At 70.6% G+C, this 15,796-nt stretch carries 10 protein-coding genes and 1 pseudogene; 10 read left to right on the top strand and 1 reads right to left on the bottom strand.

The window, feature by feature from the left end; all coding sequences use genetic code 11:
- Positions 1 to 390 (bottom strand): annotated as a pseudogene (locus tag FMP39_RS38340) (hypothetical protein); the annotation flags it as partial.
- Between the two features lie 211 nt (positions 391 to 601).
- On the opposite strand from FMP39_RS38340, the gene FMP39_RS37635 reads away from it, so the two are divergent.
- The 10 genes from FMP39_RS37635 to FMP39_RS34930 all read left to right on the top strand — a co-directional run.
- Positions 602 to 775 carry a hypothetical protein gene (locus tag FMP39_RS37635; RefSeq protein ID WP_011554495.1) on the top strand — a complete coding sequence of 58 codons (174 nt, stop codon included), beginning with the start codon at positions 602 to 604 and terminating at the stop codon, positions 773 to 775.
- Positions 776 to 793: 18 nt separating this feature from the next.
- Positions 794 to 1,870: a phage late control D family protein gene (locus FMP39_RS34970; protein WP_141594328.1), complete on the top strand. Its 1,077-nt coding sequence runs from the start codon at positions 794 to 796 to the stop codon at positions 1,868 to 1,870.
- The gene (locus FMP39_RS34965; RefSeq protein WP_141594327.1) at positions 1,867 to 2,565 is read left to right on the top strand and encodes a phage baseplate assembly protein V; all 699 of its coding nucleotides are present in this window, start codon (positions 1,867 to 1,869) and stop codon (positions 2,563 to 2,565) included. Before FMP39_RS34970 ends, FMP39_RS34965 begins: the two co-directional genes overlap by 4 nt.
- On the top strand, positions 2,559 to 4,103 hold the full coding sequence (locus tag FMP39_RS34960) for a hypothetical protein (protein ID WP_228558598.1): 1,545 nt from the start codon (positions 2,559 to 2,561) through the stop codon (positions 4,101 to 4,103). Before FMP39_RS34965 ends, FMP39_RS34960 begins: the two co-directional genes overlap by 7 nt.
- Positions 4,104 to 4,110: 7 nt before the next feature.
- A complete protein-coding gene (locus FMP39_RS34955) occupies positions 4,111 to 4,512 on the top strand; it encodes a GPW/gp25 family protein (RefSeq protein WP_141594325.1) in 402 nt (133 codons plus the stop codon).
- Complete coding sequence (locus FMP39_RS34950; RefSeq protein WP_141594324.1) at positions 4,513 to 6,855, top strand: putative baseplate assembly protein; 2,343 nt, start codon at positions 4,513 to 4,515, stop codon at positions 6,853 to 6,855.
- Positions 6,855 to 9,275, top strand: a complete 2,421-nt coding sequence (locus tag FMP39_RS34945) for a phage tail protein (RefSeq protein ID WP_141594323.1) — start codon at positions 6,855 to 6,857, stop codon at positions 9,273 to 9,275. Before FMP39_RS34950 ends, FMP39_RS34945 begins: the two co-directional genes overlap by 1 nt.
- A 5-nt stretch (positions 9,276 to 9,280) precedes the next feature.
- The gene (locus tag FMP39_RS34940; protein WP_228558597.1) at positions 9,281 to 10,201 is read left to right on the top strand and encodes a hypothetical protein; all 921 of its coding nucleotides are present in this window, start codon (positions 9,281 to 9,283) and stop codon (positions 10,199 to 10,201) included.
- Positions 10,202 to 10,228: 27 nt separating this feature from the next.
- Positions 10,229 to 12,082 carry a hypothetical protein gene (locus FMP39_RS34935; protein ID WP_141594321.1) on the top strand — a complete coding sequence of 618 codons (1,854 nt, stop codon included), beginning with the start codon at positions 10,229 to 10,231 and terminating at the stop codon, positions 12,080 to 12,082.
- A gap of 3 nt (positions 12,083 to 12,085) precedes the next feature.
- Positions 12,086 to 15,796: hypothetical protein (locus FMP39_RS34930; RefSeq protein ID WP_141594320.1), on the top strand; the 3,711-nt coding region annotated here is incomplete at its 3' end.

Below are 15,796 nucleotides of genomic sequence, written 5' to 3'. Positions count from 1 at the left end.
GTTCAGCGCGGGGGCGGGGCTCGGCGTTGGCGGTGGGTTCGGAGCGAGCGGCGTGTTCGCCGCTGGCGGTGGATTCTCGGCCGCCGGTGGCATCTCAGCGGGTGGTGGGTTCTCGGCCGGCGGAGCCTTCTCAGCGGGTGCGGGCGTTTCCGCCGGTGGCGCCTTTTCAGCCGGCGCCTCGTTCGGAGGCAGCGCCACCTTCACCGCGGGGGCAGTCGCGGGAGGCTCAGCCTCATTCGGCGTGGGTGCGTCCGCATCGAGCCCCATCTTCTCCGCGGGCGCTTCCTTCTCCGCGGGAGCCAACTTCCCCGCGACCACGGGGGCATCCGGCTCGGGCTGGAGCGCGAATGCCTGGTCTGGCGCGCGGGCCTCCGCGGGCCTCTCCGCCACAGCAGGCGCATTCGCGGGACTGCGTGGCAGCCCTCCACGCACCTCCGTCCGACTGGAGACCGTGCGCTCCACCGGGCACGTGGACACCTACACCTACGAAACAACCGGAGACGGCCTCTTCGAGCTCGGAGGACGCGCCCGGGTCACCAGGCCCCGCTTCGGCGCGACCCTGCCCCCCCGGGGCCGCCTCCGCTTCGAGGGAGATTGAGCCATGTCCATCGTCTTCGACGAGGTCCAGGGGTCCGTCGTCTCGGGTTCCACGCCAGACGCGAGCCAACGCCCGGCCGCGGAGCCAGCGCTCACGCCGCCTCCCGTGGATCCGACATCGATTGCCCGCGCCATCCGGCTCATCACGCAACGCAAGGCCCGGCTCCTCGCAGACTGAGTCCACTCCCCGTTCTCCATGACTGACGCCACGTCACAGCCAGAACATCACCGCCCCACGGTGCGCATCTTCGGCAAGGCCGACGCACGCGTCACTGGTCTGGTCAGCAGCATGCGACTAGAGGAAGCCGAAGGCGGCCTGTGCTCGCTCGAGCTGCGCTTCGAGGCAGTCGCGCGCTACGCCGACACCGTGGCCGAGCAGGTCTTCGAGGACGAGCAACTGCTCAGGCTCGGGGCACCCATCGGCATCTACACCGGTCCCGAGAGCGCCCCTCAGGAGATTTTTCGCGGCGTCATCACCGGAATCGAAGCCGTGTTCTCGCACGACTCCGCGCCGGAGTTCGTCGTGCTCGCAGAGGACGCGCTGCAGAAAGCAAGGCTCGCGCGGCGCACGCACGTCCACAGCGACCTCAAGCTGGCCAAGCTGGCGGAGAAGCTCGCTCGGGACCTGGGCCTGACGCCCATCATCACTGGCCTTCGCGAGTCCCTGGGCCTCCAGGTCCAGTGGAACGAAAGCGACCTGGCCTTCGTGCGACGATTGCTGGCCACACGGGATGCGGACCTGCAGGTGACGGGTGACGAGCTCCACGTCTCCGCACGGAGCGCGGTGCGCCGGGGCACCCTGGAGCTGACCCTCTACTCGGAGCTTCGCCGGGTGCGCGTCACGGCGGACCTGGCGCATCAGGCCACCCAGGTCACTTGCACCGGGTGGAACGCCATCCAGGGCGCCAGGGTCTCCGGCCAGAGCTCCGGCTCGCGTCCCGGCCCGGGCGCGGGGCGTACCGGCGCGGAGCTGCTCCAGCAGACGCTGGGCCCTCGGACAGAGCACCTCGGCTCGCTGCCCGTGTCCACCAGCGACGAGGCCACCGCCATCGCCAGGGCCGCCTTCGATGCGCGCGCCCGGCGCTTCGTCCGCATCGACGCCACCGCGGAGGGCACCCCCGCGCTCCGCGTGGGGACCCACGTGAGGCTCCGCGGCATGAGCGCTCGCTTCGACAACACCTACTACGTGGTCCGTGCCAGCCACCGCTACGACACCCTCCACGGCTACGAGACGGACTTCGAGGCCGAGTGCGCCTTCCTGGGAGAGCCATGACCGACACCGCACACGCGCAGGAGCACCGCCTGCTGGGCGCCATGCTCGGCACCTATCTGGCGAAGGTCGTGTCCGTGGAGGACCCCGACCACCTGGCGCGCGTCAAGGTCCGCCTGCTCACCGCGCCCGAGGGCCTGGCCGATGCGGACGTGGCCTTGTGGGCGCGGGTCGCCGTTCCGTTCTCCGGCAGTGGCTGGGGCGCGCTCTTCCTCCCGGACAAGGATGACGAGGTGGCCGTGGTCTTCGCCGGAGGAGACCCGCGCCAGCCGCTGGTCGTGGGGGGCCTGTGGAACGGGCGCGCCCGTCCGCCGGAGACGCCCGGTGGAAATCGCGTGGACCGCTACGTCATCAAGGCCCGGAATGGCAGCCGCATCGCCATCGTCGAAGCGAGCGAGGGCACTGCGCAAATCACCCTGGAAGTCCCCGGTGGCGTAAGCGCCACGCTGAAGCAGGCCAACAGAGGCGAGCTCACGCTGGAGGCAGCGGGCAACACCGTCACGCTCGCCCAGCAGGGCGTCACCGTCCGGGCCGCGACCACGGTGTCCGTCACCGCCAGTCAGGTGGAGGTGAGCGCCGGTCAGGTCACGGTCAACGCGGCGATGTCGTCCTTCTCGGGCGTCGTGAAGTGCGACACGCTGCAGACCAACTCGGTGATGGGCGTGACGTACACGCCAGGGGCGGGCAACGTATGGTGAGCCACCCCGTCAAGCTGCGCGGGCTCGTTTTCGACGGAGCCACTGGCGCCCCGCTGGCGGCCCAGCGCGGCGCCCCCGCGTTCATCGAGCGGCAGGACCAGGAGTTCGTTCAAGCCATCTTCGGAGAGCTCAGGTCCGAGGAAGGCCGCAAGGCGCTGGCGGGCACCCTCATCTCCGATGGGACGCTCAACCCCCAGGGGCTCAAGCTGCTCCAGCCCGTTCACGGGGTGTTCAACGTGGCCTTGCTGGAGGCCTGCTGCGACGTGTTCGGTGAGCCTCGGGTCGAGGCGACCCGCATCGACAGCGCGGGGCTCGTCATCCGACGTGTGGGCGTGGGCAATACGCGCGAGGCCTGGGTGCGGCGGGACGGCAAGGTCGCCGGCTGGGTCACGCTCGACGGCGAGGAACAGGAGCGCGACCCCGACCCTGGGCGGCGCGAAGGGCCCGCGGGTCCCGGTCCCGCGGACGTTCGGCGCGAGCTGCTGCGCCTCATGCGGGCCACCAGCCGGGACCAGGAGACCGTGACATCGCTCTTCATCGCGCCGCCCGACGCGTGCGCCGCGGCGAAGCGCACCGTGCTGTACGGGCTCCTCCAGGTGGCGAGCGGTGAAGCACCGGAGGGCGCATCCAGCACAGCGCCCGCGTTCGATGACGCGCAGGTGCGGAGCTTGCTGTCCCCCTACTTCGCCGCGGGAAAGACGGTGGACTGGACAGGGCTCGAAGGCCTGTCGGTCACCTACCAGGACGTGGCCCAGCGCAGATTGCCGCAGGCGAAGCACGACAAGCTCGCCCTGTTCATCGACTTCCTGCGTGGACTGGTCGCGGTGTTCGACGCCTTCCAAGTGCCCGCGCTCATGACGGCGATGAACCGGGTGCAGCTCGACTATGGCAATGGCCAGAAGCGGCCCGCGGGCACGGCGCTCGCCGGGCTGGCGGACGTCCTCGTCCAGGGGAAGACGGGCACGGTGGTGTTGCCTCGTTCGTGGACACATCCCAATGCCTCGGAGGCGGCCCAGGTCCTCCAGGCGGCGAAGGCCGCCACCGCGCCAAGGATGCGGGACCTCATCCCGCCTGAGCGGCGCTTCGAGCGGCGTGGCTCGCGCTACGTGGCCAGGGCCTTCGTCCGGGTCCACCGCGAGGATGGCTGCCCACCCGCCATCGTCTGGAGCGAGGAGAGCGCGCCCTTCACCATCGCCGCCTGGCACGAGCGCGGAAAACGGCCGCCCGTCCTCATCCCCCTTCCGTCGCTCAAGGACCTGAGCGCCTTCAAGCCCAACGTCACCTTCCAGGTGCCGCCGGGGATGAACGAGCTGCTGAACAAGAACTCGCCGAAGGACTTCCTCGAAGGCTCAGCCAGTACCCCCGCGGGTCAGGGCATCGGGTGGCTCTGTGGGTTCAACATTCCCATCATCACCCTCTGCGCCTTCATCGTCCTCAACCTCTTCCTGTCGCTGCTGAACATCGTCTTCTTCTGGATTGCCCTCATCAAGATCTGCATCCCCATTCCCGCCTCGCTGCGCGAGCGGTTCGAGGACTGACCGCGCCATGAGCCCGAAGCCTCCCGACAGGCGCCCTCCCGTGGGCTTTCCGCTGCGGCTCGTGCCGGACGAACGCGGCGAGCTGGCGTTTCCTTCACTGGAAGCCAGCGTGCGTCAGTCCATCGAGGTCATCCTCCGCACGCGCCCCGGCGAGCAGCTCATGCGACAGGGCTTCGGCGCCGGGCTGGAACGGATGATGGGGCAGCCCAACACCGTGTCCACCCGCCGGCGCATCCAGGAGCTGGTGCAGCGCGCGCTCACCGAGTGGGAGCCGCGCCTGGAACTCATCCGCGTGGACGTGCTGGAGCTGGCGGACCTGCCCGCCCAGGTCCGCGTGGAAATCGTCTACCGCCTGCGCCGCACGGGTGACGTGCAGCAGCTCGGGCTCGCCATGGACCTCGGAGGCTAGATGCCCATCATTCCTCCCCGACTCGACGACAGGAGCTTCCCGGACCTCGTCGAGGAGCTGCTCTCCCGCATCCCGGGCCATACCCCGGAGTGGACCCATGCCCGCGTGGGCGACCCGGGGCGCACCCTGCTGGAGCTCTTCGCCTGGCTGGCGGACTCCATCCTCTACCGCGCCAACCTCATCCCCGAGCGCCAGCGACTGGCCTTCCTTCAGCTGCTGGGCGCGAGCCTGCGCCCTGCCGAGGCCGCCACCGGCGTGGTGAGCGTGCACTTCGACACCGAGGAGCTCCAGCCTTCCGTGTCGCTGCGGGCCTTCGCCTCGCTGCCCAATCCCGTGCCCTTCGAAACGCTGGATGAGCTGACCGTGGTGCACCTCACCGCCGAGGCCTACCGAAAGCGTCCGCTCACGGAGACGGAGCGTCAGCAGCACGCGTCGATGTTGCCCCGGCTCGCGCAGGTCTACGGCCTGGACCCCAAGGCCCAGCATGGCTTCTACGCGACGACGCCCGTGTTCCCCCTCGGCGCCGCTGACCCGCGCGGGCTGGACCTGGTGACGGAGACGGTGGACGGAAGCCTGTGGCTCGCGCTGCTCGCCCCCAAGGCGGAACACGTGGTGGCCCTCCGTGAGGACCTGACGAAAGGGAACGGACAGGGGCCTCGCGTCCTGAGCGTGGGTGTCTCCCCCGTCATGGAGGTCCCCGCCCTGTCCGAGCTGTTCGGGGCGCGCGGCCGGCTGCCACACGTCTGGGAGGTGACGGGCACGCCCGCCGCGGACGGGTTGCCGGTGTACCACCGGCTCACCGTCGTAGCGGACTCGACGCAGGAGCTGTCGCGCCGGGGCGTCGTACGGCTGCTGCTGCCATCTGACCTGGGAGCGCCGGTCAATGACGTGAGGGCGGACGCGCGCGCCGGCCTGGGCGACCGGCCGCCCCGCCTGGATGACCCGAGGGTAGCGGCGCGATTGGTGACCTGGCTGCGCCTGCGTCCCAGCGGAAAGCCGGAGCGCTTCGCGCTGGGCTGGGTGGACATCAACGCGGTCGAAGTGGACCAGCGCGAGACGACCGGCGGACGCCTGATTGGACAGAGCGACGGCAACGCGGAGCAGGAGTTTCGCCTGCCCTCCGGCTCCGTGGAGCGTGCAACGTTCCAGCTCTTCATCGAAGAGCCAGGGGCGGGCTACCGCGAGTGGCGGCTCATCGAAGACCTCGCGCTGGCCCGCCGCGACGAGCCCGTCTACGCCCTGGACTCCGAGGCGGGCGCCGCCCGCTGTGGAGACGGCGTGCGCGGACGCGTGCCTCCCGCGGGTGCCCAGGTGCTGGTGGCCCGGATGCGCAGCGGCGGCGGCGCCGCGGGAAACCTCCCGCCTGGCAGCTTGAAGGACATCAGCGCCTTCCGGGTCGATGGAAGCCCCGCGCCGGGGCTGCGGGTGCAACAGCCGGAGCCCACGCTGGGTGGCCGTGACGCGGAGACACTGGCGGAGGCCGAGCGCCGCATCCCCGCGCTGCTGCGCCACGTAGACCGGGCCGTGACGGAGGAGGACTATCGGCGGCTCGCGGCAAGCACCCCCGGCGTGCAGTTGGGGCGCGTGGAGGTGCTGCCCCGCTTCGAGCCAAGGCGGCGGCGAGACGGTGTCCCCGGTGTCGTCTCTGTCATGGTGTTGCCCACGGCCACGCGGCTGGAGCCGCCCTACCCGCGGGCGGACCGGCCGCTGCTGGAAGCCGTCCATGCCTACCTGGATGCGCGCCGGCCGCTCACCACCGAGCTCTACGTGATTGGCTGCGAGTACGTCCCACTGGGGCTCGGCGTGGGTATCACCGTGCGCGAGGGCTTTGGCAGGGAGACGGTGGTGCAGGCGGTGCGGCAGGCCGTGCGCCGCTTCATCTTCCCGCTGCCGGCGGGAGGCCCCACCGGAGAGGGCTGGCCGCTGGGCCGGGACGTCCAGGACCGGGAGCTCTATGTCGCGGTGGCGCAGGTCCCCGGGGTGGCCAGCATCGCTGGGGTGAGCCTCTTCGCCTGGGGAACGGTGACGCGCGTGCTGAGAGACCCTCGCCGCGCCGGAGCCTCGGCCGACGTGGCGCGCTTCACGGTGGAGCCCCCTGCTCCGTCCGTCCGGCAGGCCGAGGGCCCGGTCAACCCGAGCTGGCTCCAGCTCAAGGGCAGCACCGCGACGACGCCGGTGGAGCTGTCCATCGCGGACTGGCAGCTCCCGGAGCTGCTCAAGGTGGCGGTGAATGCCGACGGAGAGGTGCCGACGATGCTCCACGGCATCGGCGATGAGGGAAGCGGCGGCATGGACTCCTCGCAGGCGGGCGTGGCGGTGCCCATGGTCCCCGAGGTCTGCTGATGGACGCCAACCGCCTCCGGTTCTACATGCTGGCGGACGCGCCGGACTGGGTCACGGAGAGCTCGGTCTCCGCGGGCGAGGTGTGTCTCTACGACGCGAAGCGCAGGACGCTCCGGCTGGGAAGCCTGGGCGAGAGCCGCACCTTCGATGAAGCACTCGACCTCGCGGTGCTGGAGCCCAGGCTCGCTCGCGTACCGGGCGCGGTGGACGCCTTCGGCACGTGGGCCTGGTGGGACGACGTGGCCGGGCAGGTGCGCGCGGCGGGCGGAGGCGCTGGCACCACCCTGCGGTTCGAGCCCGCGCAGGTGGGGCTGTCCAGCGCGGTGACGGACCTCTCGCCTGGAGCTGGCGGCATCCTCTACCTCGCGGTGGCCCAGCGCGTGGTAGCGCTCCACCTGCGCAAGGTGTGGTCCGCTGTGGTGTTCCCAGCCGAAGGCATCGCCGCGCACCGCATCGCCGCGGACCCGCGGGGTGGCGCCTATGTCCTGAGCGGTCCGCCGTCCTTCACGCCCAACGCGCCTCCCGCCGTGCTCGGCCGGGTGGACGGGCAGCCGCTTCCGGACGTCCTGTCCATTCCCTCCGGCGCTGGTTTGTTCCGCCCGATGGAAGAGAACCCGGACCCGCCTCGGACCCGGGTGCTGGAGACGCTCGCGTGGCCTGGCGAAGTGCCGGTGGCGCTCGCCTGTGACACCGAGGGACGGCTGGCGGTGCTGAGCTGGGTCATGGACCCAGCGCTCGCGGGTGTGCCCCCAGACGCTGCGCACGCGCGGCTGCGCTTCTACACGGGCCGCTTCTCCACGCCCGTCGCGCTCCCGGGCGTGCTGCGACCCTTCAGCCTCGCCATCCTTCCGGACGGCCGCGCCGCGGTGCTGTCGCTGCTCGACGACGGCAAGGTGGAGGCGGTGGCCTACGCGCTCCCGGCCGGTGCGTCAGAGGCGATTCCCCAAGGAGACTACTTTCCCCTGCCCGGCCATGACGGGGGGCCCTTTCTCCAGGGGGCGCAGCCTCCGCACCACGCCGTCACCCCAGGGCTGGCCGACATGGCGCCCGTGCCGCTTCAAGCCCTGTCGCTGCCCCGGTGCGCCGAGCGGGGCCGCGCCGCCAACCCGCCGAACCGGCCCTTCGACTCGGGTGACGGGCGCACGGTGTGGCACCGCCTGTACGTGGAGGCGCTGCTGCCCCCACGCACCGGGGTGCGCGTCTGGCTTGCCGCCACCGATGAGCCCCTGGCTCCGCCGAGCGCCTCGCCGCACTGGCACGAGCATCGCCTGGGCCTCATCCCGGAAGCCCCTGTTCATCCAGACGTCCCGCACGGGAGCTGGGTACCGCTGCCGTCGGAGGTGCCGTTCCAACCGGGGATGCTGCCCGCGCCGCCGGCCCCGGGCGAGAGTGGCCTGTTCACCGTCCTCATCCAGCGCGCCCACGCGAAGGTGCGTGCGCTCTCCGGACGGTACCTGTGGGTGCGGGTGGAGCTGTTCGGCGACGGACGCCGGACGCCCGAGGTGGGAGCGCTGCGCGCGTATGCATCGCGCTTCTCCTACGTGGACAACTACCTGCCGTCCCTCTATCGCGAGGAGCTCTTCGGCGAGGACGCGGACGCCGCCGGCCGGGCGACTCCCGCGGACTTCCTGGAGCGTTTCCTCGGCATCGTCGAGGGCGTGCTGACGCCCATCGAGGACCGCATCGCCCATGCGCACGTGCTCACCGACCCGGGGCACGTGCCTGGTGATTCGCTGGAGTGGCTCGCGAGCTGGGTAGGTCTCTCCTTCGACCCCGTGGTGGGCGAGAGCCAGCGGCGCGCGATGCTCCGGTCCGCGCCCGCGCTCGCCCGGCGGCGCGGCTGCGTCGAGGGCCTGCGCCTGGCGCTGGACCTCGTCACCGACGGCGCGGTGAACCGAGGCGCCGTGGTGGTGGTGGAGGACTTCCGGCTTCGGCGCACGCTGGCGACCATCCTCGGCGCGGACCTCGCGGACACGGAGGACCCGTTGCTGCCGGGCCTGGCCCGGAGCGGGAACTCCTACGTGGGCGACACGCTCTTCCTCGGGGATGAGACGCGCAAGGAGTTCCTGGCCGTCTTCGGGGACGAAACGCTGCAGAGCCGCGCGGAGGCGGAGGCGGTGGAGCAGTTCCTGGAGCGGCTGGCACACCGGCTCACGGTGCTGGTGCACCAGGGCACGGACACGCGGACCCTGGGCCTCATCCGGAAGGTGGCGGAGCAGGAGGCCCCCGCGCACGTGCAGGTCTCCGTCATCACCGCGAGCCGTCCGCTGCTCGTCGGAGTCGCGTCGCTGGTGGGCGTGGACACCTACGTCGGACCCGCCCCCGCCCCCACCTCGGTGCGAGTGGGCCACAGCGTGCTGGGGCTCGCGGACGTCATTGAACGCCCGTCGAGCCTGGACCCCAGATTGGAAGGAGGTTGATGACCATGTCGCCCCCGAATGACGCCTTGCTCGACGCGGAGACGCGAGACCGGCTCCACTACGACACCGGCGTGCTCCTGGACGCGGGAGACTTCACCGCCGAGCAGACCTATCACCGAGGCCGGCTCACCCGGGCCCTGGCGTACCTCCACGGCGTCGGGACGGTGGCCGGGCTCAAGGTGAGTCACCACGAGGGCACCGAGCCGGAGCATGAGGAGCTCCGGGTGTCCGCTGGGCTCGCGTTGGACCCCTTCGGCCGGTTGGTGGAAGTGCCCACGGACGCGTGTCTCAAGCTGGACCGCTGGTACTGGCAGGAGCCACTGGAGATGGCCGACTTCGGCGTCTTCACGCCCGCCGAGTACCGGCTGAGCCCCGATGCCGCGGGATTTCCGCCCACGGGGGTGGTGGCGGACCTCTTCCTGCGCTTCCTCCAGTGCGAGCGAGGCAAGACGCCTGCCTTCGCGGCGGGGCCCTTCGACGCGATGGACGCCGTGGTCGCTTCGCGCATTCGCGACGGCTACGAGCTGCGACTGGTGCCGCGCTCCACGGCGTATCCCCCTCCGGAGGTCCCCAAGAGCCCCTTCCCGGACCCCGTGGACGAGCCAGACCCGGTGCAGCGGCGCATCAAGCTGCGGCAGGCCATCTTCAACGCCTGGCGAGGCAGCCGTGAACAAGAGCTGGCGAAGCTGTGGAGCGACACCTTCATCCCGGCCTCGCTGCTGACGGACCCGACCCAGCCCGACCTGAAGATGCGGGATCCCGCGTGGGTCTTCCTCGCCCGCGTCGTCATCGGAGCAACAGGCGTTGAGGACGTGCGCGGCACGGAGGTGCGGCCCACGCGGCAGGGGACTGTCTACGTCGACAATGACCTGAGGCCCTTCAGCCTCTCGACCGCCGCGCTCGCCCGGTGGATGGGCGTCTTCTAGGCCCGACTCTCTCGAAGGGGGATAACCGTGTTCAACCCAACCAGTGGACCCGCCCGGGAGAAGCTCACCTGGGAGACGGCACAAGCGCTGGAGACCGCCCGGGCAATGGTGCACGACGACCGGCGCGTGCGCTCCTTCTTCTTCGACGGGCGCTTCCTCACCGCGAAGGACCTCACGCGGGAGCAGAACTACTTCCTCACGCGGCAGGCCGACCTCTCACGCGCCAATGGCACCGGGGTGATGCACGGGCTGACCGTCACGCCCAGCCAGGACCGCACGACGCTCACCGTCCGCCTGGGCCATGGGCTGACGCCCGGCGGCGAATTGGTGGTCGTGCCTCGTGACTTGACGGGCATCCGCCTTGACGACATCCCGGAGATTCAACGGCTGGACGCGGCCTTCGGACTCGCCCCCGTGCCGCGCGAGCTGGCGCGGAGCCGCTCTGGGTTGTACGTGCTGGTGCTGCGCCCCGTGGAGTACACGGCGAACCCGGTGGCGTCGTACCCCACGTCGATGGGCGCCGCGCGGACCACGCAGGACGGCGACATCATCGAGGCGGTGGCGCTGACGCTCATCCCCTACCCAGACCCGGTGGGCGGCGGCACCTTCGAGACGCGCCGCAGCCGCGCGGCCCATGAAGTCTTCGCCGGAGCGGGGATGCGGAACCTCCCCGTGGACGCGCTGCCGCTGGCGATGCTGGCACTGGACCGAGGCACCCTCCGCTGGCTGGACACCTTCCTGGTGCGACGGGAGGTGGGCGCCGAACAGCGCAGCGTGGTGGGCTTCGGCGTGGCACCACGCGAGCTGCGTGAAGCCCACGCGCTTCAATATCAGCAGCACCTGAAGGAGGTGCTCCAGGCGCGCCGCGCGGCGGGGCAGAGCGAGCGGTTCCTCGCGAGCGAGCACTTCTTCACGCTGCCCGCAGCGGGGACCCTGCCCGCGGCGGCCATCGAGGCGGGCAGCCTCACGGAGTTCTACTTTCCGCCCGAAGTGGACGTCGAGCTGACGGTGGTAGCCGAGGACGAGCTCGGCGCCATCCTCGACGAGTCCATGCAACTGCCCCCCATCGACCTCACGCAGACGGGCGAGACCCTGGAGTCGGTGTCCGTCCTGGTGATGGTGCCCGTGGCGCGCCATGGCATGGCGCAGCGGCTGGAGGGCCTCCGCGAGGTGCTGCGCGCCGCACCGCTCAAACTGCGGGCCGCGGCGGTGGGACAGGTGGCGCGGCGACTGCCCGCGCATGCCCTGCTGGACCTCACGCGTCGCTGGCAGGTCCAGCCCGTGCCAGAAGCGCCCGTGACAGACCTGGTGGACGCGGCGTGGAGCGAGCTGCTCTCCGGCTCGCGGACCCTCTGGTACGCCTGCCGGCGCAGCCTGCCGCACCACCACTCCGCGGCGGGCCAGCCGCTGCCCGAGCCGGAGGACCATGACGGCGAGCAGCACTTCGAGGAGCTGGTGAAGAAGCTCCGGCAGGCGGAGCTCTATGACGAGTTCTCCGCCCTGCCCCAGCGCGGCACCGCCATGGCCATCGGCCAGCTCGTTCCCCTGCTCAACACTCTCGCGCACGGAACCACGCGGTGGCAGTTCGCGGGCATGGCCTCCGCCACGCTGCGGCTGGAGCGCCTCCAGCACAAGGAGTACATGGCCGCGCTCAACCGCTTCCCCGCCACCGTCAAACAGGGCCTGGCGAGGCTCGAGGCGGAACCCAGCCTCCTGAACGTGCCGCTGGCCACCCTGGCCGCGTCCTACCGGATGCCCGACATCGGGGCCTACGTGATGACGCTCACCGCCGCGGCCTACGCCACGTTCGTGACGGAGCTGAAGAAGCTGCTGGATGAAGGTGTGTCGCTCGACGAAGCGTTCCTGGCGCTGCGGAGCTGAGAGATGATTACCAAGCCGATTGCGGATCCGCTGGCCAACGAGCATGTGCTCCGCGTGGAGCCACGCATGGCGCCCTTCGGCGTGGACGCCGAGTGGCGGAGGAGGGCCCACTTCTTCACGGGACGCGCCGTGTCGGCGGACGCGCTCGCGCTGGAACAGGAACATCGCGCGGGGAGGCTCGCGCTCCTGGGCCAGCACCTCACGCCGGGCATCGTCGCCGGGCTGGAGGTTCATCTGGAGCGGGTGGCCACGCAGACCTTCATTCATGTCAGGCCCGGCAGCGGCATCGCCGTGACAGGCGAAGACGTCATCGTCCGCCGGCAGCTCCGCGCCCCGCTGGGAAAGATTCCCCTCTTCCCTGGCGACTGGGACCCTTCCACGTTCTCCCTGGAGGTACTCGCCAACGAGGAGCCCCCCGTGGACCCGCTGGCATTTCCCAAAGCCGCGGTGCTGGTGCTGGTCCCCACCACGTCCGTGCTGACGCCACCGGCTTCGCAGACGGACGCCTGCGAGGTGGAACCGGAGTCCCATGCATTCGAGGACGCGGTGCGCACGGAGGGCGCGGCGCTGGTGCTCTGGGGCTGGCCCGAGGGCTGGGACATGCCGCAGGACTACTCCCTGCGCTGGCGCAGCCGGCTGGTGTACAGCCTCTTCGAGCGGGAACGCCGTCGCCGGGGTGGACTGCTCGCCCCCTGGGAGCACGCGGGCGTTCCGATTGGACTGTTGGGCTTCGAGCAGGGGCCGGACGGTCCGGAGGCGTTGTTCGTCGACCGGCATGCAGTGGCGCGGGCGGGTGGATTGCCACGCGCGCGCACGCCGTTGCTGAAGTCCCGCGGCTCGCCCGTGCTCTGGCAGGCGCGCATCCTCCAATTCAACGACCACCTGGCGGAGCTTCCCCCGGAGCGGCTCGCCCAGGACAAGGCCATCCTCTACTTCCGCCGCCTGCCGCCCGTGGGCGTGCTGCCTCCGGACGCCGTGGACTACCGCGCCTGGACGCGGCGCTTCTTCCCTGACCGGTTCGAGCTGGAGGCGGTCCCCATTCCACTGGAGCAGCTCGACACGGTGGCGATGGCCAGCGCGGCCCTGGAGCCGCTGGACATCACCCGAGAGGAGCGCGTTCGCATCCTCGTCCCCGTGCCTGGCGCCGTCTATGAGCCGGGGCTGCTGCATGACGCACCGCTGGACCCCGCCTTCCTCGCCGCCATCGAAGAAGGACTTCAGCGCCTGGGCGGATGGCTGAAGCGGCGCATCGTCGTGCGCGCGCGGATGAGCACCCTCAAGGACAACCTGTACGGCGCCACCGGCAAGCACTACCCCCTGGTGGATCCGGAAGCCGACCCGGACGAGGCGCGCTACATCCCCGCCGCCGACCCGACGAACCCCACCGAAGAGGACTACGGAACGTCGGGTGAGACGGTGCCCTCGGCCGAGGCCTACCTCCAGAACCACTTCGAGCCGTCCTGGGGATTGGCCGTCGATGCGCGCTCCGATTTGCTGCCTCGGCCCCAGGGAGACCCGACGCCCCGGTTGGAGTTCGCAGGACAGCTCACCTCCGCGCCCGTGGTCATCTCCACCGAGGACCGGGCGCATGTGTTGTTCCGGGGACCGTTCTGGACGCTGGGCTACCGGACCTTCGATGGCCGGGCGTGGAGCAAGGTGACGCCCGTGCTCCAGGGCAGGGTCAGGTCACGCTCGGTGCCCGTCGCGGCGATGTGGCCGCGCGGGCGGCTGGACGTCTACTTCCGGGACGACCAGGGCAACCTGCACAACACCTACCTGGACACCCGGGTCAGCAATCAGCCCTGGAGCAGCCCTCGCATGCTGGCGAGCGACGTCATGGGAGACGCCGCCGCGGTGTCTCCCTCCGAGGGACGCACGGACGTCTTCTACCAGGCCCTCCGAGGGCAGGTCCTCTCACTCTGGTGGATGACCGTCACCGCCTCACGCGTCATCCGGCCGAAGCCCTTTGAGACGCCGCTCGCGTTCAAGGGCGAGCCCATCTCGGCGGTGGTGTCACGGGGCCAGCTCATGGCCTTCCTCCTGGACGCCCAGCGCAACATCCAGCAGGTCACCGTCTCCCCAGACCCCACGCAGACCGCGGTGGTCTGGACGAACCACTCGCTGGGACGGGAGGTCCGCTGGCTCAAGGCCTGCGCCTCACCGGATGACGGCACCGTGGATCTGGTCGCGCTCACGGGCAGCTCGCTGCTGCACCGGCGCTTCAACGGTTTGGTGTGGAGCGAGTGGAAGGACCTGGGCGGCGGCCATTCGCTCACCGCCGCGCTGTCCGCGCAAGGCAAGGGCGTGCTGGATGTCCTGTCCCGAGCGGTCAACGGACGCATCCGGTACGCCCGGTTCGATGGCACCACCTGGACGCCCTGGAAGACGCTCGGCACCGAGGTGGCGCGCTCCGCGCCCGCGGCCATCCGCCGCGGCGACCAACTGGATGTGATTGTCAGGGCGCGTGAGAACCTCCTGTGGCATCGGCCGGTGCGCTCGCCCCTCCACACCACCCAGCGAACCCTGGGCCTGCGTGGGCTGATGCGCGACCTGTCCAACCGGATCCAACGAGTCGATGAGGCCGTGGACGCGGCCTTCCTTCAGGTCCAGTCGGAAATCCATCGCGTCCGGCAGCTCATGCTGGGTAGCACCACCTCCGCCGTGATGACGGCGTCTCCCGTACTGACGGACGTCGCGCAGGCCGAGACGCGCGTCGCCACGTTGACGGATGTGGAGAAGTTCATCGGGGTCCTGAACGCGAAGCGCAAGGTGAGCTGGTCCACGGTCCGCTACCTGGATCAAACCAACCTCCGGGACCGGCTCCTCAAGGTGTCGCCCGTCATCGGCACGCTTCACTCGGCGATGGCCATCAAGCGGGAGGTGCTCGGGAAGCTGTTCACGCTGCTCTCCGGCATGGAGTTCAACCTCGAGGCCGTGCAGGTCCCCAACGTGAAGGTCCCCCCGTGGCGACGGTCACGTGTGCCTCCGGTGGACGGACAGCCACCGCCCATCCCCACCCCGGAGCCGCGCATCGACATTCCGTTGAGCGAGCTGCGTGCCCTGACTGCGGAGGATTGGAACCAGGTGTTCACCGGATACGTGGCGCCCAAGGTGCCCACGCGGGCGGAAGAGGCCACCTACTTCTCCATGTCCGTGGCTCAGCTCGAAGACGTGCTGGCCGTGCTGCGGAACCTTGAGGACCGTGTCATGCAATACCGGGAGGCCCTGGAGGAAGGTGGGCGCCTGGTGAGCGTGCTCCGGGCCCATGAGGTACGAGGAGGCGAGCGCCTGACAGTGATTGGCACGGAAGTCTCCGAGTCCCGCCAGGACGTCATGGTGGCTCGCGCGCTCCTGGCCGAGGAGCAGACCCGGCTGCAACGCATCAACGAACGACGCACCCAGGTGCTGCGCGAGCATGTTCGCTTCCTCGTCTACCACCGGCCGAGAGAACAGGTCCTGGACCGCGCCACGCCCGTCCGCGCATTGGACACCGGCATCTACGAGTCGGAGCTGCCCGCGGCGCTCGCGGAGACACGCGCCGCGCCTCCAGAACTCTGGGCCCTCATCCAGCTCCTGCGAGACGCCCCGCTGGACTGGTTCGCGCAGGGGCCATCGCTGTTCCAGCGCCTGGACCGGCTGGACCTCGTCCACCGGACCCTGGAAGGCGCTCGGCAGCGCGCCACGGTGCGCGTTCCTCCCGCCCTCCCCCAAATC

The sequence above is a fragment of the Myxococcus sp. AB056 genome (assembly GCF_006547365.1).
GTDB lineage: Bacteria > Myxococcota > Myxococcia > Myxococcales > Myxococcaceae > Myxococcus > Myxococcus virescens.
Note: the sequence above shows the minus strand (reverse complement) of the source record. Positions and strands in the feature narration are given on the sequence as shown.

Coding starts and splice junctions, on each gene's coding strand:
- FMP39_RS34945 (WP_141594323.1), top strand. CDS start 6,855: ATGGACGCCAACCGCCTCCGGTTCTACATGCTGGCGGACGCGCCGGAC.
- FMP39_RS34965 (WP_141594327.1), top strand. CDS start 1,867: ATGACCGACACCGCACACGCGCAGGAGCACCGCCTGCTGGGCGCCATG.
- FMP39_RS34955 (WP_141594325.1), top strand. CDS start 4,111: ATGAGCCCGAAGCCTCCCGACAGGCGCCCTCCCGTGGGCTTTCCGCTG.
- FMP39_RS34960 (WP_228558598.1), top strand. CDS start 2,559: ATGGTGAGCCACCCCGTCAAGCTGCGCGGGCTCGTTTTCGACGGAGCC.
- FMP39_RS34950 (WP_141594324.1), top strand. CDS start 4,513: ATGCCCATCATTCCTCCCCGACTCGACGACAGGAGCTTCCCGGACCTC.
- FMP39_RS34970 (WP_141594328.1), top strand. CDS start 794: ATGACTGACGCCACGTCACAGCCAGAACATCACCGCCCCACGGTGCGC.
- FMP39_RS34940 (WP_228558597.1), top strand. CDS start 9,281: ATGTCGCCCCCGAATGACGCCTTGCTCGACGCGGAGACGCGAGACCGG.
- FMP39_RS37635 (WP_011554495.1), top strand. CDS start 602: ATGTCCATCGTCTTCGACGAGGTCCAGGGGTCCGTCGTCTCGGGTTCC.